Origin of the sequence: Pseudomonas sp. F01002 (assembly GCF_004402115.1) — a bacterium.
Lineage (GTDB): Bacteria > Pseudomonadota > Gammaproteobacteria > Pseudomonadales > Pseudomonadaceae > Aquipseudomonas > Aquipseudomonas frigoris.
This window is the reverse complement of record NZ_SOPU01000030.1, coordinates 128,762-148,309: the sequence shown is the minus strand read 5'-3', so window position 1 is coordinate 148,309 and position 19,548 is coordinate 128,762. Positions and strand designations below refer to the sequence as shown.

Below are 19,548 nucleotides of genomic sequence, written 5' to 3'. Positions count from 1 at the left end.
GTTCCTGCTGGACGTGTTCTTCACCTTCAACATCGCGTTGTCGATTGTCGTCTTGCTGGTCTGTGTTTACGCGTTGCGGCCGCTGGATTTCGCGGTGTTCCCGACCATTCTGCTGGTGGCGACCCTGTTGCGACTGGCGCTGAACGTGGCCTCCACGCGCGTGGTGATGCTCCACGGCCAGGACGGCCATGCCGCCGCCGGTAAGGTGATCCAGGCCTTCGGCGAGGTGGTGATCGGCGGTAACTACGTGGTCGGTATCGTCGTCTTCGCGATTTTGATGATCATCAACTTTGTCGTGGTGACCAAGGGTGCCGGGCGGATTTCCGAGGTGAGCGCGCGTTTCACCCTTGATGCGATGCCCGGTAAACAAATGGCCATCGACGCCGACTTGAACGCCGGCCTGATCGATCAGAACCAGGCCAAGCTGCGCCGGATGGAAGTGGCACAGGAAGCCGAGTTCTACGGTTCCATGGACGGTGCCAGCAAGTTCGTTCGCGGTGACGCCATTGCCGGCCTGCTGATTCTGTTCATCAACCTGATCGGCGGCATGGCGGTCGGTATCTTCCAGCACGGCATGAGCTTCGGCGACGCCGGCAAGGTTTACGCGCTGTTGACCATCGGTGACGGTTTGGTGGCGCAATTGCCATCACTGCTTTTATCTACAGCAGCAGCGATCATGGTGACCCGTGCTTCCGGTTCGGAAGACATGGGCAAGCAGATCAATCGCCAGATGTTCGCCTCGCCCAAAGCGTTGGCCGTGGCGGCGGGTTTGATGGCGGTGATGGGCCTCGTGCCGGGCATGCCGCACTTTTCCTTTCTCAGCATGGCAGCCCTGGCGGCCGGCGGCGCGTACCTGTTCTGGAAGAAGCAGAACGTGGTCAAGGTTCAGGCGTTGCAAGAGGTCAAGCGTCAGCAGGAGCTGTTGCCATCGCCGGCCCGCGCTCAGGAAACCAAGGAGCTTGGCTGGGATGACGTCACTCCGATCGACATGATCGGCCTGGAAGTCGGCTACCGGCTGATTCCGCTGGTGGATCGCAATCAGGGTGGTCAGTTGCTGGCGCGGATCAAAGGTGTGCGCAAGAAGTTGTCCCAGGACCTGGGCTTCCTGATGCCGACCGTGCATATCCGTGACAACCTCGACCTGGCGCCGAGTGCCTATCGCCTGACCCTGATGGGGGTGATCCTCGCTGAGGCGGAGATTTACCCGGACCGCGAACTGGCGATCAACCCGGGGCAGGTCTACGGCACGCTCAACGGCATTACCGCCAAAGATCCGGCTTTCGGTCTGGAGGCGGTCTGGATCGAAATCAGCCAGCGTGCCCAGGCACAATCCCTCGGTTACACCGTGGTCGATGCCAGTACGGTAGTGGCAACCCACTTGAACCAGATTTTGTACAAGCACTCGAGTGAGTTGATCGGTCACGAAGAAGTGCAGCAACTCATGCAATTGTTGGCCAAAAGCTCACCAAAACTGGCCGAAGAGCTGGTGCCTGGTGTGGTGTCTCTGTCTCAGTTGCTCAAAGTATTGCAGGCATTGCTAGCCGAACAGGTGCCAGTACGGGACATTCGCAGCATTGCCGAAGCCATCGCAAACAATGCCAGCAAGAGTCAAGATACTGCCGCGCTGGTGGCCGCGGTGCGCGTCGGCGTATCCCGCGCAATCGTCCAAAGCATTGTAGGGACTGACTCCGAGCTACCAGTGATCACCCTGGAGCCAAGGTTGGAACAAATATTGCTCAATAGTCTTCAGAAGGCAGGACAAGGCTCGGAAGAGGGTGTTCTGCTGGAGCCAAGCATGGCTGAGAAACTGCAACGCTCGTTGATCGATGCGGCGCAGCGTCAGGAAATGCAAGGTCAACCGGTGATTCTGCTGGTAGCCGGTCCGGTTCGCGCGATGCTGTCGCGATTCGGCCGATTGGCAGTCCCGGGTTTGCATGTGTTGGCTTACCAGGAAATTCCTGACAACAAGCAAGTGACCATCGTTGCGACAGTAGGGCCCAACGGCTGAGGTAGTGGTTTATGCAAGTTAAGCGTTTTTTCGCCGCCGATATGCGTCAGGCCATGAAGCTGGTTCGTGATGAGCTGGGCGCTGATGCCGCTATCATTGGCAACCGCCGGATCGCCGGTGGTGTCGAGCTGACGGCTGCCCTGGATTACAAGTTGTCGGCGCTGGCTCCGCGCGTTCCGAACATGGAACTCGAAGACGAGCTGCGCAAGACCCAGTCGCGGATCGTCACCGCCCAGGCCGAACTGAGCCTGCGCAGCGATGGCGAGAGCGATAAGTCCACCAATCGCCAGTTGTTCGCCGGCCTGCCACTGACCGCCGCCGAGCCGCTGATCGAGCCGACCTACACCGAACCCCGTCGTCCAGCACCGGCTGCGGCACCTGCCTCCGGTGGCGTCGACCCACGGGCGTTCGACTCGATGCGTTTCGAACTCAACAGCCTGCGCGAACTGATGGAAGTGCAACTCGGCTCCCTGGCCTGGAATCAGCTGCAAGGCAGCCGTCCGGCCCAGGCCAATCTTTGGCGTCGCCTGCAACGCATTGGCCTGTCCGGCCCGTTGTCGCGCGATTTGCTGGCGCTGATTACCGATATTGAAGAACCTCGTCAGGCCTGGCGCATGTTGCTGGCACACCTGGCGCGGATGATCGTCACACCGGAAGTCGAGCCTCTGGAAGAGGGCGGCGTGATTGCCATGGTCGGCCCTGCCGGCATGGGCAAGACCACCACCCTGGCCAAACTCGCGGCCCGTTACGTGCTCAAGTACGGCGCGCAGAATATCGCGCTGGTCAGCATGGACAGCTACCGTATTGGTGCTCAGGAACAACTCAAGACGTTGGGCCGGATCCTCAATGTGTCGGTGACGCATGTCGATCCGGGCCAATCGCTGGTGCAGGCGCTGGAGCCTTTGCTGCGCAAACGCGTGGTGCTGATCGATACCGCGGGCCTACAGGCCAGCGATCCGGCACTGCGCATGCAGCTCGAAAGCCTGGCCGGTCGTGGCATCAAATCGAAAAATTATCTGGTCCTGGCAACCACCAGCCAGAAACAGGTTCTAACGGCCGCTTATCACAGTTACAAGCGTTGTGGGCTCGCTGGCTGCATCCTGACTAAACTGGATGAAACGGCAAGTCTGGGCGAGGTGTTGAGCCTGGCCATCAGTCATGAATTGCCGGTGGCTTACCTCACCGATGGCCCGCGGATTCCGGATGATTTGCATCTACCGCGTCGTCATCAGTTGGTCAGTCGCGCCGTCAGCGTGCAAATGCAAGAAGAACCCAGCGAAGAAGCCATGGCTGACATGTTCGCTGATATTTACCACAGCCCGACCAAGCAGGTCGGCTGAGGTATTAATGAACAGTTTTTGTACCTACATCGATGGTCTGCCATGCATTGTTCAGTTAGTGAACGCGCAGCCAGTAATGTGGCCTCCGTCTAAGTAAGACAAGGTAAAGAAAATTCATGGGCAGCATGCATCCCGTACAGGTGATCGCGGTGACCGGCGGCAAAGGTGGCGTCGGGAAGACTAACGTGTCAGTGAACTTGTCCCTGGCTCTAGCTGAGCTCGGTCGGCGCGTCATGCTGTTGGACGCCGATCTGGGGCTGGCGAACGTCGACGTCCTGCTGGGACTGACACCCAAACGTACTTTGGCCGACGTGATCGAAGGCCGCTGCGAGCTGCGCGACGTACTGTTGCAGGGCCCTGGCGGCATTCGCATCGTCCCGGCCGCGTCCGGCACACAGAGCATGGTTCATTTGAGCCCGGCCCAACACGCCGGCCTGATCCAGGCGTTCAGCGATATCGGCGACAACCTCGACGTGCTGGTGATCGACACCGCTGCGGGCATTGGTGACTCGGTCGTCAGTTTCGTCCGCGCAGCGCAAGAAGTCTTGCTGGTGGTCTGCGACGAACCGACCTCGATCACCGACGCCTACGCACTGATCAAACTGCTGAACCGCGATTACGGCATGAACCGCTTCCGCGTCCTGGCCAACATGGCCCAGAGCCCGCAGGAAGGGCGCAACCTGTTCGCCAAGTTGACCAAGGTCACGGATCGCTTTCTTGACGTCGCCTTGCAATACGTCGGCGCGGTGCCTTACGACGAAAGTGTGCGTAAGGCCGTGCAGAAGCAGCGCGCCGTCTACGAAGCCTTCCCGCGGTCCAAGTGCTCACTGGCGTTCAAGGCGATTGCACAGAAGGTCGATACCTGGCCGCTGCCTGCGAATCCGCGTGGGCACCTGGAGTTTTTCGTCGAGCGCCTCGTGCAACAAACGGCAGGACCCGTGCTATGACAGCCAGTGGCTACAACCTCTACAAGAAGTCGGCACGTGACGCGCAGTACGAGCTGATCGAGCGTTACGCGCCACTGGTTAAACGCATTGCCTACCACTTGCTGGCGCGTCTGCCAGCCAGTGTCCAGGTTGAAGATCTGATCCAGGCCGGGATGATCGGCTTGCTTGAAGTGTCGACCAAATACGACGCCAGCAAAGGCGCGAGTTTCGAGACGTACGCGGGCATACGAATCCGTGGCGCGATGCTCGATGAAGTACGCAAGGGGGACTGGGCGCCGCGTTCGGTCCACCGCAATACCCGCATGGTCAGCGACGCAATTCGCTCTATTGAAGCTAAAACCGGCCGTGACGCTAAAGATCACGAGGTTGCGGCCGAACTCCAATTGAGTCTCGACGATTATTACGGGATTTTGAACGACACCCTGGGCAGCCGCTTATTCAGTTTCGACGATCTGTTGCAGGACGGCGAACACGAAGGGCTGCACGAGGATGGCGCGAGTGCTCATCTCGAGCCGTCACGCGATCTGGAAGATGAACGCTTCCAGGCGGCGCTGGCGGACGCGATTGCCAATTTGCCGGAGCGTGAGCGACTGGTGTTGGCGCTGTACTACGACGAAGAGTTGAATCTCAAGGAAATCGGTGAGGTCCTGGGGGTCAGCGAATCTCGGGTCAGCCAGTTACACAGCCAGTGCGCGGCCCGTTTGCGGGGGCGTTTGGGGGAGTGGCGAGCGCGCTGAAGGCAGTGTGGGGACACTGCGAACGCGGCGGGTGGGGTGTTGAACCTTACCGGTCCCGATCTGTTGTGCTCCAGACAGTCATTGAGTGCTTTGCCGGATTGATTGAAATGGCGCGTCCAGGTGCTGGGCGCGTTTAAGACTGCTTGGAGGTCGAATTGGACAAGAACATGAAAATCCTCATCGTTGATGACTTCTCAACGATGCGGCGGATCATTAAAAACCTGTTGCGTGACCTTGGGTTCACCAACACGGTCGAGGCCGACGATGGCACTACTGCCATTCCGGTTCTCAACAGCGGCAGCATCGACTTTCTGGTAACAGACTGGAACATGCCTGGCATGACCGGTATCGACCTGCTGCGCCACGTGCGTGCCGATGAAAAGCTCAAGCACCTGCCAGTGCTGATGGTGACCGCTGAAGCCAAGCGCGAGCAGATCATCGAGGCAGCCCAGGCCGGTGTTAACGGCTATGTGGTCAAGCCCTTCACGGCCCAGGCGTTAAAAGAAAAAATCGAGAAGATTTTCGAACGCATCGGTTGATGTGCGAAGCCACTGCGCCACGGGGGAGCTATGGAGCATAACGAGTCTTCACAGGGCGATTTCGAATCGACTCTGAAAAAACACGCGGTCGAACTGGTCGAAAGCCTTGAAAAAGGCAGGTTCGGCGACGCTGTGCAACTGATCCATGAGCTCAATCAGACCCGTGACCGTGGCCTGTATCAGGAAGTGGGCAAGCTCACTCGCGAGCTGCATAGCGCGATTGTCAATTTCCAGATTGACCCGCACATGCCGCAAGCCGAGGAAGTCTCACAGATCACGGACGCTACCGAGCGTCTGGGTTATGTGGTCAAGCTGACCGAGGCCGCTGCCAACCGCACCATGGACCTGGTGGAAAACGCCACGCCGCTGGTCAACGGCCTGAGCAACGAAGCCCAGGCCTTGAGCACCGACTGGGGACGGTTCATGCGTCGCGAAGTCGGGGCTGAAGAGTTCCGTGAGCTGGCCCGGCGAGTCGACGGTTTCCTGACACGCAGCAGCGAAGACAATCGCGTTGTGTCGAGCAACCTCAACGACATTCTGCTCGCTCAGGATTACCAGGACCTCACCGGTCAGGTGATCAAGCGTGTGACCCAATTGGTCACCGAAGTTGAAAGCAACCTGCTCAAGCTCGTGCTTATGGCCAGTCAGGTGGACCGCTTTGCGGGCATCGAACATGACCGTGAAGCGATGCTGGCAGAAAAAGATCCGCAAAAACATCTCTCTCAGGGTGAAGGTCCGCAGATTCATGCCGATAAAAGAGAAGACGTTGTGTCCGGTCAGGACGATGTGGACGATTTGCTATCCAGTCTTGGATTTTAGGTTTTTAGGTTTTTAGACCTTTAGGAGCACCCCCTTAATGAGCTTCGGCGCCGATGAAGAGATCCTTCAGGATTTCCTGGTTGAGGCCGGCGAGATTCTAGAGCAACTGTCCGAGCAGCTGGTCGAGCTTGAAAGCCGACCTGATGATGCGGACTTGCTCAATGCAATTTTTCGCGGTTTTCACACTGTAAAAGGAGGCGCCGGCTTCCTCCAGCTCAACGAGCTGGTGGAGTGCTGTCACATCGCCGAGAACGTGTTCGACATCCTGCGCAAGGGTGAACGTCGCGTCGACTCGGAACTGATGGACGTGGTTCTCGAAGCGCTGGATGCGGTGAACGGCATGTTTACCGAAGTCCGCGAGCGCAGCCCGATCACGGCTGCCACGCCAGAATTGCTTGCGGCGCTGGCCCGTCTGGCCGAGCCGCAAACCGCCGATGAAACGGCACCGGTCGCCGAGGTGGTGGAAGAACCTGCCGCCGAGAACGAATCGGGTGACATCACCGATAACGAATTCGAACAACTGCTGGACTCGCTGAACGCCGTCAAGGCTCAGGCAGAAGCCCCGGCAGCTGTGCCAGCGCCGAGCAGCAATGCGGCGGGCAGCGACGAAATCACCGATGCCGAGTTCGAGTCGTTGCTCGATCAACTGCACGGTAAAGGCCAGTTCGCCGTCGATGCGGTAGCCCCGGCGCCAGCCGCACCGGCTGCCCCGAAAGCGGCAGGCGACAGCTCCGATATCACCGACGACGAGTTCGAAGCATTGCTCGATCAGCTGCACGGCAAGGGCAACTTTGCTGTCGACGCGCTGGAATCGGCCATTGCTGCGGTCCCAGCCCCGGCTGCACCCACCGCTAAAGCGGCTGGGGGCGATCTGATCTCCGATCACGAGTTCGAATCGCTGCTCGACGAATTGCACGGCAAAGGCAAGTTCACTGAAGTCGGTACCGCGTCGGGCGCCAGCGCTTCGGTTGTGGCGCCAATTGCCAAGGCTGTTGCACCGAAACCCGTTGCCAAAGCGCCCGAGCCTAAAGCCGAAGCGCCGAAGCCTGCCGCTGCTGCTGCTGCTCCGGCTCCGGCTCGTGCCCCGGCCGCGCCGCCACCGGAAAAACCGGCCAGCGAAGCCGAGACCACCGTGCGGGTCGATACCGCGCGTCTCGACGAAATCATGAACATGGTCGGCGAGTTGGTACTGGTGCGTAACCGCTTGGTCCGTCTGGGCCTCAACAGCGGCGACGAAGCCATGTCCAAGGCCGTGTCGAACCTCGACGTGGTCACAGCCGATCTGCAAACCGCGGTCATGAAGACCCGGATGCAACCGATCAAGAAGGTCTTCGGGCGTTTCCCGCGCCTGGTTCGCGACCTGGCTCGCCAGCTCAAGAAAGAGATCAACCTGGAATTGGTCGGCGAAGAAACCGACCTCGACAAGAACCTCGTCGAGGCCCTGGCCGACCCGCTGGTCCACTTGGTTCGCAACTCGGTCGACCACGGTATTGAAGAGCCGGCCGAGCGTGAAGCGATGGGCAAGCCTCGCAGCGGCAAGGTGATCCTGTCCGCTGAACAGGAAGGCGACCACATCCTGCTGTCGATCTCCGATGACGGCAAGGGCATGGACGCCGATGTTCTGCGCGGCATTGCCGTGAAGAAAGGCTTGATGGACAAGGATGCAGCGGATCGCCTCAGCGAATCCGATTGCTTCAACCTGATCTTCGCGCCGGGTTTCTCGACCAAGACCGAAATTTCCGATGTCTCCGGACGCGGCGTGGGCATGGACGTGGTGAAAACCAAAATCGCCCAGCTCAACGGCACCATCAATATCTATTCGACCAAGGGCAAGGGCTCGAAGATCGTCATCAAGGTCCCGTTGACCCTGGCGATCATGCCGACGCTGATGGTCATGCTGGGCAACCAGGCGTTTGCGTTCCCGCTGGTGAACGTCAACGAGATCTTCCACCTCGACCTGTCGCGCACCAACGTGGTGGACGGCCAGGAAGTGGTGATCGTGCGGGACAAGGCGCTGCCATTGTTCTACCTCAAACGCTGGCTGGTCAGCTCCGCCGCTCACGAAGAGCAGCGCGAAGGCCATGTGGTGATCCTTTCGGTGGGCACTCAGCGGATCGGCTTCGTCGTCGATCAACTGGTGGGTCAGGAAGAAGTGGTCATCAAGCCATTGGGCAAAATGCTCCAGGGAACCCCGGGCATGTCCGGCGCCACCATCACCGGTGACGGCCGCATTGCGCTGATTCTCGATGTTCCGAGCATGCTCAAGCGTTACGCCGCACGGCGTATTTGATTCTGGTGGGGCGGGGCGACTGAGCCTCGCTCCGTCTAACGGAGTGTTTATGGCAGTTAAAGTCCTGGTGGTGGACGATTCGGGGTTTTTCCGCCGCCGCGTCTCGGAAATTCTTTCAGCGGATCCGAATATCCAGGTCGTCGGCACGGCGACCAACGGAAAAGAGGCGATTGATCAGGCGCTGGCCCTCAAGCCAGACGTGATCACCATGGACTACGAGATGCCGATGATGGATGGCATCACGGCGGTGCGGCACATCATGCAGCGCTGCCCGACCCCGGTGTTGATGTTCTCCTCGCTGACCCACGAAGGCGCTCGGGTAACCCTCGACGCGCTGGACGCCGGCGCGGTGGATTTCCTGCCGAAGAATTTCGAAGACATCTCTCGCAACCCGGAGAAGGTCAAGCAACTGCTGTGCGAGAAGATTCTCAGCATCTCGCGCAGTAACCGTCGCGCCAACACCTACAGCGCTCCGGCACCTGTCGCCGCACCCGCCCCGACGCCTGCACCTTCGAGCGTCAGCAGCTACGGCAGCAGCGCGCCTGCGCGTCCGGCACCGGCGCCGATTCCGGCGCGTACCCACGCCCCGGCCTCGTCGTCGCCCGCGCCGAAACGCAAAGCCTACAAACTGGTCGCCATCGGTACGTCCACTGGCGGCCCGGTTGCCCTGCAGCGGGTTCTGACCCAATTGCCGGCCAACTTCCCTGCACCCATCGTATTGATCCAGCACATGCCGGCCGCCTTCACCAAGGCCTTCGCCGAACGACTGGACAAGCTCTGTCGCATCAGCGTCAAGGAAGCCGAGGATGGCGACATCCTGCGTCCGGGCCTGGCGTTGCTGGCGCCGGGTGGCAAGCAAATGATGATCGACGGCCGTGGCGCGGTGAAGATCCTCCCGGGCGACGAACGTCTGAACTACAAGCCGTGCGTGGACATCACCTTCGGTTCCGCGGCCAAGTCTTACGGTGACAAAGTTCTGGCGGTCGTATTGACCGGCATGGGCGCCGATGGTCGTGAAGGCGCGCGTCTGCTCAAGCAGGGCGGCAGCTCGATCTGGGCCCAGGATGAAGCCAGCTGCGTGATCTACGGCATGCCGATGGCCATCGTCAAAGCCGAACTCGCCGATGCGGTGTACGGCCTGGACGATATTGGCAAGCATCTGGTCGAGGCTTGTATCTGATGGATGTTTTAAGCCTCATCGGGATCATCATGGCGTTCGTCGCCATCATTGGCGGCAACTACCTTGAAGGCGGCCACCTCGGCGCCCTGGCCAACGGCCCGGCGGCGTTGATCGTACTCGGTGGGACCATCGGTGCGGCGCTGTTGCAGGCGCCGATGAGCGCCTTCAAGCGCGCCATGCAGATTCTGGCCTGGATCCTGTTTCCGCCACGCATCGACCTCGCCGGCGGCGTCGATCGCGTCGTCAACTGGAGCCTGACCGCACGCAAGGAAGGCTTGCTCGGACTGGAAGGGGTGGCCGACGCCGAATCGGACAACTACGCGCGCAAAGGCCTGCAACTGCTGGTGGACGGCGCCGAACCGGAAGCGATTCGCAGCATCCTGGAAGTGGATTTCTACACCCAGGAAAGCCGCGACATCGAAGCCGCCAAAGTCTTCGAAAGCATGGGCGGCTACGCGCCGACCATCGGCATCATCGGTGCGGTGATGGGCCTGATCCACGTGATGGGCAACCTGGCCGATCCATCGCAACTGGGTAGCGGCATTGCCGTGGCCTTCGTCGCGACCATCTACGGCGTGGCCAGTGCCAACCTGGTGCTGCTGCCGATTGCCGCCAAACTCAAGTCCGTCGCTTTGCGGCAGTCGCGTTATCGCGAAATGTTGTTGGAAGGCATTCTGTCGATCGCCGAAGGTGAAAACCCTCGCTCTATTGAGTTGAAGCTTCAGGGCTTCATGGATTGATGGGGGTAATGGATTATGGCTCGTCGTCGGCAACCTGAAGAACATGTAAACCATGAACGTTGGCTGGTTTCGTACGCCGACTTCATTACGTTGCTGTTCGCTTTCTTCGTAGTGATGTACTCGATCTCTTCGATCAACGAAGGCAAGTACAAGGTTATTTCCGAAGCGTTGATCGGGGTCTTTACCGACTCCGACCGCGCCCTCAAGCCGATCCCGATCGGCGACGAGCGACCGAAGACCGTGACCCCGGCCAAGCCGCTGGTTAAAGACGCCGAGCAGGTCGACGCCGGTATCGCGGGTGCCAGCGATCCGCTCAAAAGCATCGCCGACGACATCAGCGCCGCGTTCGGCGACTTGATCAGCTCCAACCAGATGACCATTCGCGGCAACGAGCTGTGGGTCGAGATCGAACTCAATTCCAGTTTGTTGTTCGGCAGTGGCGACGCCATGCCCAGCGACATCGCGTTCAACATCATCGACAAGGTTGCTGCGATTCTGAAGCCGTTCGACAACCCGATTCACGTCGAAGGTTTCACTGACGATCAACCGATCCGCACCGCGCAATACCCGACCAACTGGGAGCTGTCCTCCGCCCGGTCGGCGAGCATCGTGCGCATGCTGGCGATGCAGGGTGTGAACCCCGGTCGTCTGGCGTCGGTGGGTTACGGCGAGTTCCAGCCAGTGGCCAACAACGCGACTGCCGAGGGGCGGGCGCGTAACCGTCGCGTGGTGTTGGTGGTGTCACGAAATCTCGATGTACGCCGCAGCCTCACGGGTACCGGAACGGCCAATGCGAAACCGGATGCCGCGTTGAAGCGTGCTGGCACACAAACTGCACCGACCCCGGTCAAGTCGCCGGGACGAGAGAGTGCCGTCAATTCTCCGTCACCCGCATTAATACGTTGAGCTTTTCCTCGGTCGACCATTTCGACCGGGAGGAACAATCCGAATGAGAGTCTGGGCAGTCGCCAATCAAAAGGGTGGTGTCGGTAAAACCACTTCCTCTATCGCTTTAGCCGGATTACTGGCCGAGGCGGGCAAGCGCGTGGTTGTGGTCGATCTCGACCCGCACGGCTCCATGACCAGCTACTTCGGTTACGACCCCGACAGCCTGGAACACAGCAGCTACGACCTGTTCCTGCACAAGGGCAGTGTGCCGCAAGGCTTGCCCGGTCAGTTGCTGTTGCCCACCAGCCACGAGAGTATTTCCCTGCTGCCATCAAGCACCGCACTCGCGACCCTCGAGCGCCAGTCGCCGGGGCAGAGTGGTTTGGGCCTGGTGATTGCCAAGAGCCTGGCGCAACTTTGGCAGGATTTCGATTACGCCGTGATCGACAGTCCGCCGTTGCTCGGCGTGCTGATGGTCAATGCCTTGGCGGCGAGCCAGCAATTGGTGATTCCGGTGCAGACCGAACACCTGGCGGTCAAAGGCCTGGAACGCATGGTCAATACCCTGGCGATGATCAACCGTTCGCGTAAGCAGGCGCTGCCTTTCTGTATCGTGCCGACTTTGTTCGACCGCCGCACGCAGGCGTCCCTCGGAACGCTGCGGGTGTTGCGCGACAAATACCCGGAAGAAATCTGGCAGGGCTACATCCCGGTCGATACCCGCTTGCGTGACGCCAGCCGTGCCGGCGTGACGCCTTCGCAGTTCGACGGCAAGAGCCGTGGTGTTCTCGCGTACCGCGCACTGCTCAAGCATCTGCTGGCCGCACAACTTGTTCCGCAGGTGGCGTGAGATGAACCCAATTCCTGTAGGAGCTGCCGCAGGCTGCGATCTTTTGATCTTGCTTTGTGACGTCCTTGAAATCGCCAAAAGATCGCAGCCTGCGGCAGCTCCTACGGTGGTGCGCGCATGAACCGGCCGGTGAAGGTTACCTCGCGTCCGCAACTGGCGCTGCAGTCTTATCTGGACAGCTTGCTGATGGAGGCGACCGAAGAGTTGCCGTTGGAAGTCGAAGCGCTGGTTGAAGTCGTCGAGGTTGTTGAAGCGCTCGAGGTTGAAGCCGCGCTGGACGAGTTCCAGGCTGCTGTGCTCGAAGAGCAGGCCCGTGATGCGCAGAAACCTGCCGTCGCTGCCGCGCCAGTAGTAGCGGCAGTCGTTGAGAAAGCACCGGTAGCCGTGATCGAAGCTCCAGCGCCGGTTCTCGCACCGATCTCGACCATCGCACCGTTGCTGCAAGCCTTGGTGCCGCCGGTGGTCGAAGTCCACCTGCCACCGAGCAACACGCCACCACCAGTGGAAACCGATGGTCGCCCGTCCTGGGCCGCCGAACCGTTCGAATGCCTGTTGTTCGATGTCGCCGGGCTGACCCTGGCCGTGCCGCTGGTGTGTCTGGGCTCGATTTATTCTTTGGCCGGTCACGAGCTGACACCGCTGTTCGGTCAGCCGGAATGGTTCCTCGGGATCCTGCCGAGCCAGGCCGGCAACCTGAAAGTATTGGACACCGCGCGTTGGGTCATGCCGGACCGCTACCGCGACGATTTCCGCCAGGGCCTGCAATACGTTATTTCGGTTCAGGGCTACGAATGGGGGCTGGCGGTGCATCAGGTCAGCCGCTCGTTGCGCCTGGACCCGAACGAAATCAAATGGAGAAGTCATCGAGGTCAGCGGCCATGGCTCGCCGGCACGGTGATTGAGCACATGTGTGCGCTGCTGGACGTTTCCGCGCTGGCCGAGTTGATCGCCAGCGGTGGGGCAAAGCACATGAGCGGCAGCAAGCCGCTACACAAACCGACATAGCTGCCGACATAACAAGTACGCGACGGCATTGTTGAATGCCGCCAACAGAACACACACCGCCAGAAGCGGTTTTTCGAGGGGTCAGGGTATGAGTAGTCAAGCGACGAATGCAAAAGGTTCTGAAGATCCGATCCTGCAATGGGTAACCTTCAAACTGGACAACGAAACCTACGGCATCAACGTGATGCGCGTTCAGGAAGTCCTGCGTTACACCGAGATCGCCCCGGTCCCGGGTGCCCCGAGCTACGTGCTGGGCATCATCAACCTGCGCGGTAACGTGGTCACCGTGATCGACACCCGTCAGCGCTTCGGCCTGATGAATGCCGAGATCAGCGATAACACCCGTATCGTCATCATTGAAGCCGACAAGCAAGTCGTCGGGATCATGGTCGACAGCGTGGCCGAAGTGGTTTACCTGCGTCAGTCGGAAATCGAGACCGCGCCGAACGTCGGTAACGAAGAATCCGCCAAGTTCATTCAAGGCGTGTGCAACAAGAACAACGAACTGCTGATCCTGGTCGAGCTGGACAAGATGATGAGCGAAGAAGAATGGTCGGACCTGGAGAACATCTGATTGATTCTTGAGGTAGCGGTCATTGTCCTGTTCCTCTTCTGGGCAGGCACGCTGGCGATGTTTCTGGCGTACATACGAGGCCAACGACTGATCGCCGCGCAACAGGCCCAGGGCGATGCGCTGCGCGATCAGCGCATCAAGGACCTGGGCAAGCGAGTTGACGACTACCAGAGCGGCAACGTGCGCATGGGTGAAGACCTGCACGAACTGCGCGCGGTGGTGGGCCCGTTACCGGACAAACTGGCTCAGCTGGAACAGCGCGATCCGTCGAGCCTGTCGTTTGCCCAGGCGGCAAAACTGGTCGGTATGGGCGCGAGCGTCGATGAACTGACTCAATCCTGCGGCTTGACCCAGGCTGAGGCGGAGTTGATGAGTAAGTTGCACAAGAACTGACAGATCAAAAGATCGCAGCCTCGTTTCACTCGACAGCTCCTACATTGGGATGGCTTACCCCGTGTAGGAGCTGTCGAGTGAAACGAGGCTGCGATCTTTTTGCATTCAACACAGAATCAATAGTCATCCCCACGCTCGGTAATGTCCTTCTCGACCATCGGCGCATCCGGACCTTGCCCCTTGGGGAACTTCCCCTTCAGATTCCACGCAAACGCAATAATCTCGGCAATCGTCCGATACAACTCCTCCGGAATACTCTCCCCCAATTCCATCCGCGCCAGCAGTTTCACCAGCTCGGCGTTTTCGTAGATGGGCACTTCATAATCGCGGGCAATCTTCAGAATGGCTTCGGCCAGTGCGTCGTCACCTTTGGCCGTGAGGGTAGGGGCGTGGCTGCCGTCGTACTTGAGGGCGATGGCCTGGCGCGGGGTGTTGGGGTTTTTCATGCGGTTTCGTCGACCCAGCGTTGTTCGAGACGGGTTTGGGGGCCTTGTGGCGGTGTGCCGAGGTGGCAATCGAGATCGCCGACATTCAGGCCGGAGGCCAGCAGGCGCTGACGCAGTTCGGCCAGGTTACTTTCGATCAGGCTGGCGGTGTACGGGCGTTCGGCCCACAGCTGGCTGGACAGGCTGCCTTTGATCAGTTGTGCCTGAATCTGCAGCGGGCCCAAAGGCTCCATGTCGAATGCCAGGTCCACTCGCCACAATTGTTGTTTGGGTTCGCGCTCGTCGCGGCGTTCGTTTTGTTGTTCTTTCTCAGGTGCTTCTTCGCGCTGGAACTTGACCTGCAACGGCACGATGTCCTGCAGATTGCGCATCGGGATTTCCAGTTGCCAGGTGCTCATCAACCGTCCGTCGTCAGTAACGCCGGTCTGTTCCAAGCTCGACAGTTGATGGCTTTGCAGGCGCGAAACAGCCGCTGCGGCCAAACGCAGCAAGTGCTCGAGATCGCCTTCGCCGTCCATGCTTTGTAACAGGCGCTCGGGCAGCGGGAAGCTGGTTGGCTGCGGTTTGGCGCTGACCTGACCGAGCATGCCGAGAGCGCTGCGCACGAAGTTCGGCATGGCCTGGGCCAAAGTGTTGGCGGCAATGATCGCGTTGAGATTGGTGTTGGCCGGCAGGCCTGGCGTCAATTGTGCGATCAACTTGAGCAGATCACCTTTCATGTCCGGGGCCAGCGTCGGGTTCTGACCGCTGAGCAGTTTGGCTTCAAGGAACAGCCCGCTATTGGCCAGTGCCTGGGCCAGCCCCTTTGGCGTGCTGAGTTGTTGAACATCCGGCAGGCCGGCGAGCAACTTGTCGACGGCGGCACGCAGATCACTGGAGGTCTGATTCGAGGACGGCAGGTTTTGCAGGAGCTTGAGCAGGCCATCCAACGAACCCTGGCGACTCTGTTGACTGACCAGTTGTTGGGTCACCGCCAATTGCTCCTGACGACTGCTCAATGGCACGAACTTCAGCGTCTGGGTGTCCTGCACCAGCGCGCTCAGCAAGGTACCGATGCGCAGCGGCGTCGGGCTGTCGATGCTCAGGGTGCTGCCGCTCAACGCGGTGTTGAGCAAGCTCACCATCGAGCGAAACACCGTCGGCTGGCCCGGCACCTGCGGCAACACCTGAGAGGTCAGCACTTTGCCTTGCAGCAGGGTGCCGACGGGCAGTTGCGCCGTGTCGATACGGGTGAGGGTGGCGATGCTGGAGGCGATGGCCTGTTGCACGGTGACGGCCAGATTACCCGCCGACGGCTGGGTGATCGCAAGGCTGGTGCCCTGAGGCAACGGTTGGGTGCTGGTGGCCTGGACTGTGGTCTGACGGCCGCTGTCGAGGGTGACCTTGAGCAACAGTTGAAAGGTCTGATCCGCCTGCTTGAGTGACAGCACTTCGGCCTTGGCGGTCTGGCCCGCAGTGATCAGGCCCTCCATCGGCGTCAGTAACTTCAGCAGGTCGCCACTTACCACCAGCGGCCGCGAAGTCGCGGGCGTGGTCTGCGGTAGCGGGAGGATGTTCATTTCGCCTGTCATACGCGGTCACAACCTGAGGAAATTGCCCTCTTGAACAGGGCGTGTTGACGTTAAATGATGGATCGCGTTGGTGTTGTGAGCGTGCCAGGCAAGGCGCAAGACGCCGGTAAGGGTCGTTTCCTTACCAAGTCTTGCAACGCAGCATGGCATGCTCACAACGCCAACCCGAAGGGCCGCCACCCCGGAAGGCGCAATAGTCGTTATTCGTTACTCATTTGGAATACCAAACTTCGCTCCTCATGCCTAGTCTTGTGCCTTCCGGGGTGGCGGCGCGACCATCATTTAACGTCAACACGCCCTGTTGGGGCATGGCATGTATAATGCCGCCCCGTTGTATCCGGGGCGCTGAAAACATTTCAAATACTTGATCCAGCTCCTTAGAACGGGCCGCCAATGCATTTATCCTGCATATCTTTAACGGCCGCTCCACTGCCGACTTGAACCCAAAAGGCCCGTGATCTCTTGACCAGTCCTGTCCTGCAAACCGTTGCCCTCGCCTGTGAGCGAGACCTTCGGCTGCTCTTCGAAAATCTCGAATTGAGACTGGCCAGTGGCGAAATGTTGCAAATCAGCGGCCCCAACGGCAGTGGTAAAACCAGCCTTTTACGTCTGCTTTGCGGTCTGATGCAGCCGACTGCCGGTCAGGTGCTGCTCAACGGCCAGCCATTGAACGAGCAACGCTTTGAGCTGGCGCGCAACCTGCTGTGGATCGGTCATGCCGCCGGGATCAAGGATCTGCTGACGCCGGAAGAGAATTTGAGCTGGCTCTGCGCCTTGCATCAACCGGCCTCCCATGAGGCGATCTGGCAAGCGCTGACGGCCGTCGGACTGCGCGGTTTCGAGGATGTTCCTTGCCACACGTTGTCTGCCGGGCAGCAACGCCGGGTCGCGTTAGCGCGGCTGTACCTGGAAAGTCCGCCGCTATGGATCCTCGATGAGCCATTCACCGCGCTCGACAAACAAGGCGTGGCGCAACTCGAAGAACACCTGGCCGCACACTGCGAGCGCGGTGGCATGGTGGTCTTGACCACTCACCACACGCTGACCCGGATGCCGGCCGGCTATCGCGACATTGATCTGGGGAACTGGGCCGTATGAGTGTTTTCGGCCTGTTGGTCGCCCGTGAAGCCCGATTGTTGTTCCGCCGTCCGGCGGAGTTGGCCAATCCGCTCGTATTCTTCGCGATCGTCGTTTCCCTGTTCCCGTTGGCGGTCGGACCCGAGTCTCAATTGTTGCAAACCTTGTCTCCGGGACTGGTCTGGGTAGCGGCCCTTTTATCGGTTTTGCTCCCGCTGGACGGGCTTTTCCGCAGTGATTTCGAAGACGGATCGCTTGAACAGTGGGTCCTTTCGTCGCACCCCCTGCCTCTTCTGGTTTTGGCCAAGGTACTGGCACACTGGTCCTTCTCTGGCCTGGCACTGGTTTTGCTCGCTCCATTACTGGCATTGATGCTCGGTTTGCCAACCGCCTGTCTGCCGGTGTTGCTGCTTTCTTTGTTGCTGGGTACACCGGTGCTGAGCCTGCTCGGTGCGGTGGGCGCAGCACTGACGGTGGGATTGAAGCGCGGTGGCCTGTTGCTGGCGCTGCTGATTCTGCCGTTGTACATCCCGGTGTTGATTCTTGGCAGTGGCGCCTTGCAGGCGGCATTGCAGGGAATGCCGGCGACCGGTTATCTCTTGTGGCTTGGTAGCCTGACCGCCCTGGCGATAACCCTGACACCTTTTGCAATAGCTGCTGGCCTGAAGATCAGCGTCGGCGAATAATGAGGTCTGGTCAAAATTTGATCAGCAAAGACCCTGGCTCTTCATAGCGAAGAGCAACCGTGATGGAAACAGTAATGAACTGGACTTGGTTTCATAAGCTCGGCTCGCCCAAATGGTTTTACGGCATCAGTGGCAAACTGCTGCCGTGGCTGAGCGTCGCGGCGTTGCTGCTGATCAGCGTTGGTGTAGTGTGGGGCCTGGCCTTCGCGCCGCCGGACTACCAGCAAGGCAACAGCTTTCGCATCATTTATATCCACGTTCCGGCCGCCATGCTGGCCCAGTCCATCTACGTGATGCTGGCGGTGTGCGGCATCGTCGGGCTGGTGTGGAAGATGAAGCTGGCCGACGTCGCCCTGCAATGCGCGGCGCCCATCGGCGCGTGGATGACCGCCGTGGCGCTGGTCACCGGCGCGATCTGGGGCAAACCGACCTGGGGCTCGTGGTGGGTCTGGGATGCACGACTTACGTCCATGCTTATTCTGCTGTTTCTGTACTTCGGTCTTATTGCGCTGGGCAATGCGATCAGCAATCGTGACAGTGCCGCCAAGGCCTGCGCGGTCTTGGCGATTGTCGGCGTGATCAACATCCCGATCATCAAATACTCGGTGGAGTGGTGGAACACCCTGCACCAGGGCGCAACGTTCACCCTCACTGAAAAACCGGCGATGCCCGCCGAGATGTGGCTGCCACTGCTGCTGACGGTGCTGGGTTTCTACTGTTTCTTCGGCGCGGTGTTGCTGCTGCGCATGCGCCTTGAAGTGCTCAAGCGCGAAGCCCGCGCCAGTTGGGTCAAGGCCGAAGTGCAGAACAGTCTGGAGGCCGCTCGATGAGTTTTGCTTCATTCGGCGACTTCCTCGCCATGGGCCATCATGCCCTGTATGTCTGGTCAGCCTATGGCATCTGCCTGGCGGTGCTGGCCCTCAACGTGGCGGCGCCGATCCTGGCCCGCAAGCGGTATCTGCAACAAGAGGCGCGTCGTCTGCGCCGGGAGAACGGCAAGTGAATCCGCTGCGCAAAAAGCGTCTTATCATCATTCTCGCGATCCTGGTCGGTGTCGGCGCTGCTGTCGGCCTGGCCCTGAGCGCCCTGCAGCAGAACATCAATCTGTTTTACACCCCGACCCAGATCGCCAACGGCGAAGCCCCGCAAGACACGCGCATCCGCGCTGGCGGCATGGTCGAGAAAGGTTCGCTGCAACGTTCCGGCGATTCGCTGGACGTGAAATTCATCGTCACCGACTTCAATAAATCCGTGACCATCAGCTACCGCGGCATCCTTCCGGACCTGTTCCGCGAAGGGCAGGGCATCGTTGCCCTGGGCAAGCTCAACGCCGACGGCGTGGTGGTGGCCGACGAAGTGCTGGCCAAGCACGACGAGAAGTACATGCCGCCGGAAGTGACCAAGGCTTTGAAAGACAGCGGTCAATCTGCTCCAACGCCCGCGAAGGAGGGTTGATCG

At 59.9% G+C, this 19,548-nt stretch carries 21 protein-coding genes; 19 read left to right on the top strand and 2 right to left on the bottom strand.

Annotated features, from left to right (window positions below):
• The 14 genes from flhA to E3W21_RS25245 all read left to right on the top strand — a co-directional run.
• The coding region (flhA, locus tag E3W21_RS25310; protein ID WP_134422239.1) for a flagellar biosynthesis protein FlhA at positions 1 to 2,008 on the top strand (2,008 nt) is incomplete at its 5' end.
• 11 nt (positions 2,009 to 2,019) lie between these two features.
• Positions 2,020 to 3,348 carry a flagellar biosynthesis protein FlhF gene (gene flhF / locus E3W21_RS25305; protein ID WP_033055998.1) on the top strand — a complete coding sequence of 443 codons (1,329 nt, stop codon included), beginning with the start codon at positions 2,020 to 2,022 and terminating at the stop codon, positions 3,346 to 3,348.
• Between the two features lie 116 nt (positions 3,349 to 3,464).
• The gene (fleN, locus tag E3W21_RS25300; protein WP_008001746.1) at positions 3,465 to 4,295 is read left to right on the top strand and encodes a flagellar synthesis regulator FleN; all 831 of its coding nucleotides are present in this window, start codon (positions 3,465 to 3,467) and stop codon (positions 4,293 to 4,295) included.
• Positions 4,292 to 5,032 (top strand): RNA polymerase sigma factor FliA, encoded by a 741-nt coding sequence (gene fliA / locus E3W21_RS25295; protein WP_007894214.1) that lies wholly within the window; start codon positions 4,292 to 4,294, stop codon positions 5,030 to 5,032. Before fleN ends, fliA begins: the two co-directional genes overlap by 4 nt.
• A 167-nt stretch (positions 5,033 to 5,199) precedes the next feature.
• Positions 5,200 to 5,571: a chemotaxis response regulator CheY gene (locus E3W21_RS25290; protein ID WP_003183998.1), complete on the top strand. Its 372-nt coding sequence runs from the start codon at positions 5,200 to 5,202 to the stop codon at positions 5,569 to 5,571.
• Between the two features lie 30 nt (positions 5,572 to 5,601).
• Positions 5,602 to 6,390 (top strand): protein phosphatase CheZ, encoded by a 789-nt coding sequence (locus tag E3W21_RS25285; protein ID WP_046046370.1) that lies wholly within the window; start codon positions 5,602 to 5,604, stop codon positions 6,388 to 6,390.
• A 37-nt stretch (positions 6,391 to 6,427) separates the two neighbouring features.
• A complete protein-coding gene (locus E3W21_RS25280; protein WP_134422238.1) occupies positions 6,428 to 8,680 on the top strand; it encodes a chemotaxis protein CheA in 2,253 nt (750 codons plus the stop codon).
• A 49-nt stretch (positions 8,681 to 8,729) separates the two neighbouring features.
• Positions 8,730 to 9,860 (top strand): chemotaxis response regulator protein-glutamate methylesterase, encoded by a 1,131-nt coding sequence (locus E3W21_RS25275; RefSeq protein ID WP_129442209.1) that lies wholly within the window; start codon positions 8,730 to 8,732, stop codon positions 9,858 to 9,860.
• Positions 9,860 to 10,600, top strand: a complete 741-nt coding sequence (locus tag E3W21_RS25270) for a flagellar motor protein (protein WP_134422237.1) — start codon at positions 9,860 to 9,862, stop codon at positions 10,598 to 10,600. The genes E3W21_RS25275 and E3W21_RS25270 overlap by 1 nt, the downstream gene beginning before the upstream one ends.
• Positions 10,601 to 10,615: 15 nt before the next feature.
• Positions 10,616 to 11,506, top strand: coding sequence for a flagellar motor protein MotD (motD, locus tag E3W21_RS25265; RefSeq protein WP_008155811.1), 891 nt, complete (start codon positions 10,616 to 10,618; stop codon positions 11,504 to 11,506).
• A gap of 43 nt (positions 11,507 to 11,549) precedes the next feature.
• Positions 11,550 to 12,338, top strand: a complete 789-nt coding sequence (locus E3W21_RS25260) for a ParA family protein (protein WP_129442213.1) — start codon at positions 11,550 to 11,552, stop codon at positions 12,336 to 12,338.
• Between the two features lie 117 nt (positions 12,339 to 12,455).
• Positions 12,456 to 13,343, top strand: a complete 888-nt coding sequence (locus tag E3W21_RS25255; RefSeq protein ID WP_129442215.1) for a CheW domain-containing protein — start codon at positions 12,456 to 12,458, stop codon at positions 13,341 to 13,343.
• An 88-nt stretch (positions 13,344 to 13,431) separates the two neighbouring features.
• The gene (locus tag E3W21_RS25250) at positions 13,432 to 13,917 is read left to right on the top strand and encodes a chemotaxis protein CheW (protein WP_010456928.1); all 486 of its coding nucleotides are present in this window, start codon (positions 13,432 to 13,434) and stop codon (positions 13,915 to 13,917) included.
• On the top strand, positions 13,918 to 14,310 hold the full coding sequence (locus tag E3W21_RS25245; RefSeq protein ID WP_134422236.1) for a DUF2802 domain-containing protein: 393 nt from the start codon (positions 13,918 to 13,920) through the stop codon (positions 14,308 to 14,310). It abuts the gene before it with no gap.
• A gap of 116 nt (positions 14,311 to 14,426) precedes the next feature.
• Here the strand turns inward: E3W21_RS25245 and E3W21_RS25240 are convergent, their stop codons facing one another.
• Together E3W21_RS25240 and E3W21_RS25235 are read right to left on the bottom strand one after the other, a co-directional pair.
• Positions 14,427 to 14,756 (bottom strand): EscU/YscU/HrcU family type III secretion system export apparatus switch protein, encoded by a 330-nt coding sequence (locus E3W21_RS25240; RefSeq protein WP_134422235.1) that lies wholly within the window; start codon positions 14,754 to 14,756, stop codon positions 14,427 to 14,429.
• Complete coding sequence (locus E3W21_RS25235) at positions 14,753 to 16,327, bottom strand: flagellar hook-length control protein FliK (protein WP_134422234.1); 1,575 nt, start codon at positions 16,325 to 16,327, stop codon at positions 14,753 to 14,755. The genes E3W21_RS25240 and E3W21_RS25235 overlap by 4 nt, the downstream gene beginning before the upstream one ends.
• A 462-nt stretch (positions 16,328 to 16,789) precedes the next feature.
• Here E3W21_RS25235 and ccmA point away from each other — a divergent pair, with 462 nt between their 5' ends.
• The 5 genes from ccmA to ccmE all read left to right on the top strand — a co-directional run bounded on the left by ccmA (position 16,790) and on the right by ccmE (position 19,545).
• Entirely contained in the window at positions 16,790 to 17,425 is a 636-nt protein-coding gene (ccmA, locus tag E3W21_RS25230; RefSeq protein ID WP_007894233.1) for a cytochrome c biogenesis heme-transporting ATPase CcmA, read from the top strand.
• A complete protein-coding gene (gene ccmB, locus E3W21_RS25225) occupies positions 17,422 to 18,090 on the top strand; it encodes a heme exporter protein CcmB (RefSeq protein ID WP_134422233.1) in 669 nt (222 codons plus the stop codon). Before ccmA ends, ccmB begins: the two co-directional genes overlap by 4 nt.
• A gap of 74 nt (positions 18,091 to 18,164) precedes the next feature.
• Positions 18,165 to 18,920: a heme ABC transporter permease gene (locus E3W21_RS25220; RefSeq protein WP_111451896.1), complete on the top strand. Its 756-nt coding sequence runs from the start codon at positions 18,165 to 18,167 to the stop codon at positions 18,918 to 18,920.
• Positions 18,917 to 19,093, top strand: coding sequence for a heme exporter protein CcmD (ccmD, locus tag E3W21_RS25215; RefSeq protein ID WP_008145547.1), 177 nt, complete (start codon positions 18,917 to 18,919; stop codon positions 19,091 to 19,093). The genes E3W21_RS25220 and ccmD overlap by 4 nt, the downstream gene beginning before the upstream one ends.
• Positions 19,090 to 19,545 (top strand): cytochrome c maturation protein CcmE, encoded by a 456-nt coding sequence (ccmE, locus tag E3W21_RS25210; protein WP_008026817.1) that lies wholly within the window; start codon positions 19,090 to 19,092, stop codon positions 19,543 to 19,545. Before ccmD ends, ccmE begins: the two co-directional genes overlap by 4 nt.
• Positions 19,546 to 19,548 lie beyond the last annotated feature (3 nt).

What these genes read in the sequence shown, in the direction of transcription:
- flhF (WP_033055998.1), top strand. Translation starts at nt 2,020, where the DNA reads ATGCAAGTTAAGCGTTTTTTCGCCGCCGATATGCGTCAGGCCATGAAG.
- fleN (WP_008001746.1), top strand. Translation starts at nt 3,465, where the DNA reads ATGGGCAGCATGCATCCCGTACAGGTGATCGCGGTGACCGGCGGCAAA.
- fliA (WP_007894214.1), top strand. Translation starts at nt 4,292, where the DNA reads ATGACAGCCAGTGGCTACAACCTCTACAAGAAGTCGGCACGTGACGCG.
- E3W21_RS25290 (WP_003183998.1), top strand. Translation starts at nt 5,200, where the DNA reads ATGAAAATCCTCATCGTTGATGACTTCTCAACGATGCGGCGGATCATT.
- E3W21_RS25285 (WP_046046370.1), top strand. Translation starts at nt 5,602, where the DNA reads ATGGAGCATAACGAGTCTTCACAGGGCGATTTCGAATCGACTCTGAAA.
- E3W21_RS25280 (WP_134422238.1), top strand. Translation starts at nt 6,428, where the DNA reads ATGAGCTTCGGCGCCGATGAAGAGATCCTTCAGGATTTCCTGGTTGAG.
- E3W21_RS25275 (WP_129442209.1), top strand. Translation starts at nt 8,730, where the DNA reads ATGGCAGTTAAAGTCCTGGTGGTGGACGATTCGGGGTTTTTCCGCCGC.
- E3W21_RS25270 (WP_134422237.1), top strand. Translation starts at nt 9,860, where the DNA reads ATGGATGTTTTAAGCCTCATCGGGATCATCATGGCGTTCGTCGCCATC.
- motD (WP_008155811.1), top strand. Translation starts at nt 10,616, where the DNA reads ATGGCTCGTCGTCGGCAACCTGAAGAACATGTAAACCATGAACGTTGG.
- E3W21_RS25260 (WP_129442213.1), top strand. Translation starts at nt 11,550, where the DNA reads ATGAGAGTCTGGGCAGTCGCCAATCAAAAGGGTGGTGTCGGTAAAACC.
- E3W21_RS25255 (WP_129442215.1), top strand. Translation starts at nt 12,456, where the DNA reads ATGAACCGGCCGGTGAAGGTTACCTCGCGTCCGCAACTGGCGCTGCAG.
- E3W21_RS25250 (WP_010456928.1), top strand. Translation starts at nt 13,432, where the DNA reads ATGAGTAGTCAAGCGACGAATGCAAAAGGTTCTGAAGATCCGATCCTG.
- E3W21_RS25240 (WP_134422235.1), bottom strand. Translation starts at nt 14,756, where the DNA reads ATGAAAAACCCCAACACCCCGCGCCAGGCCATCGCCCTCAAGTACGAC.
- E3W21_RS25235 (WP_134422234.1), bottom strand. Translation starts at nt 16,327, where the DNA reads ATGACAGGCGAAATGAACATCCTCCCGCTACCGCAGACCACGCCCGCG.
- ccmB (WP_134422233.1), top strand. Translation starts at nt 17,422, where the DNA reads ATGAGTGTTTTCGGCCTGTTGGTCGCCCGTGAAGCCCGATTGTTGTTC.
- E3W21_RS25220 (WP_111451896.1), top strand. Translation starts at nt 18,165, where the DNA reads ATGAACTGGACTTGGTTTCATAAGCTCGGCTCGCCCAAATGGTTTTAC.
- ccmD (WP_008145547.1), top strand. Translation starts at nt 18,917, where the DNA reads ATGAGTTTTGCTTCATTCGGCGACTTCCTCGCCATGGGCCATCATGCC.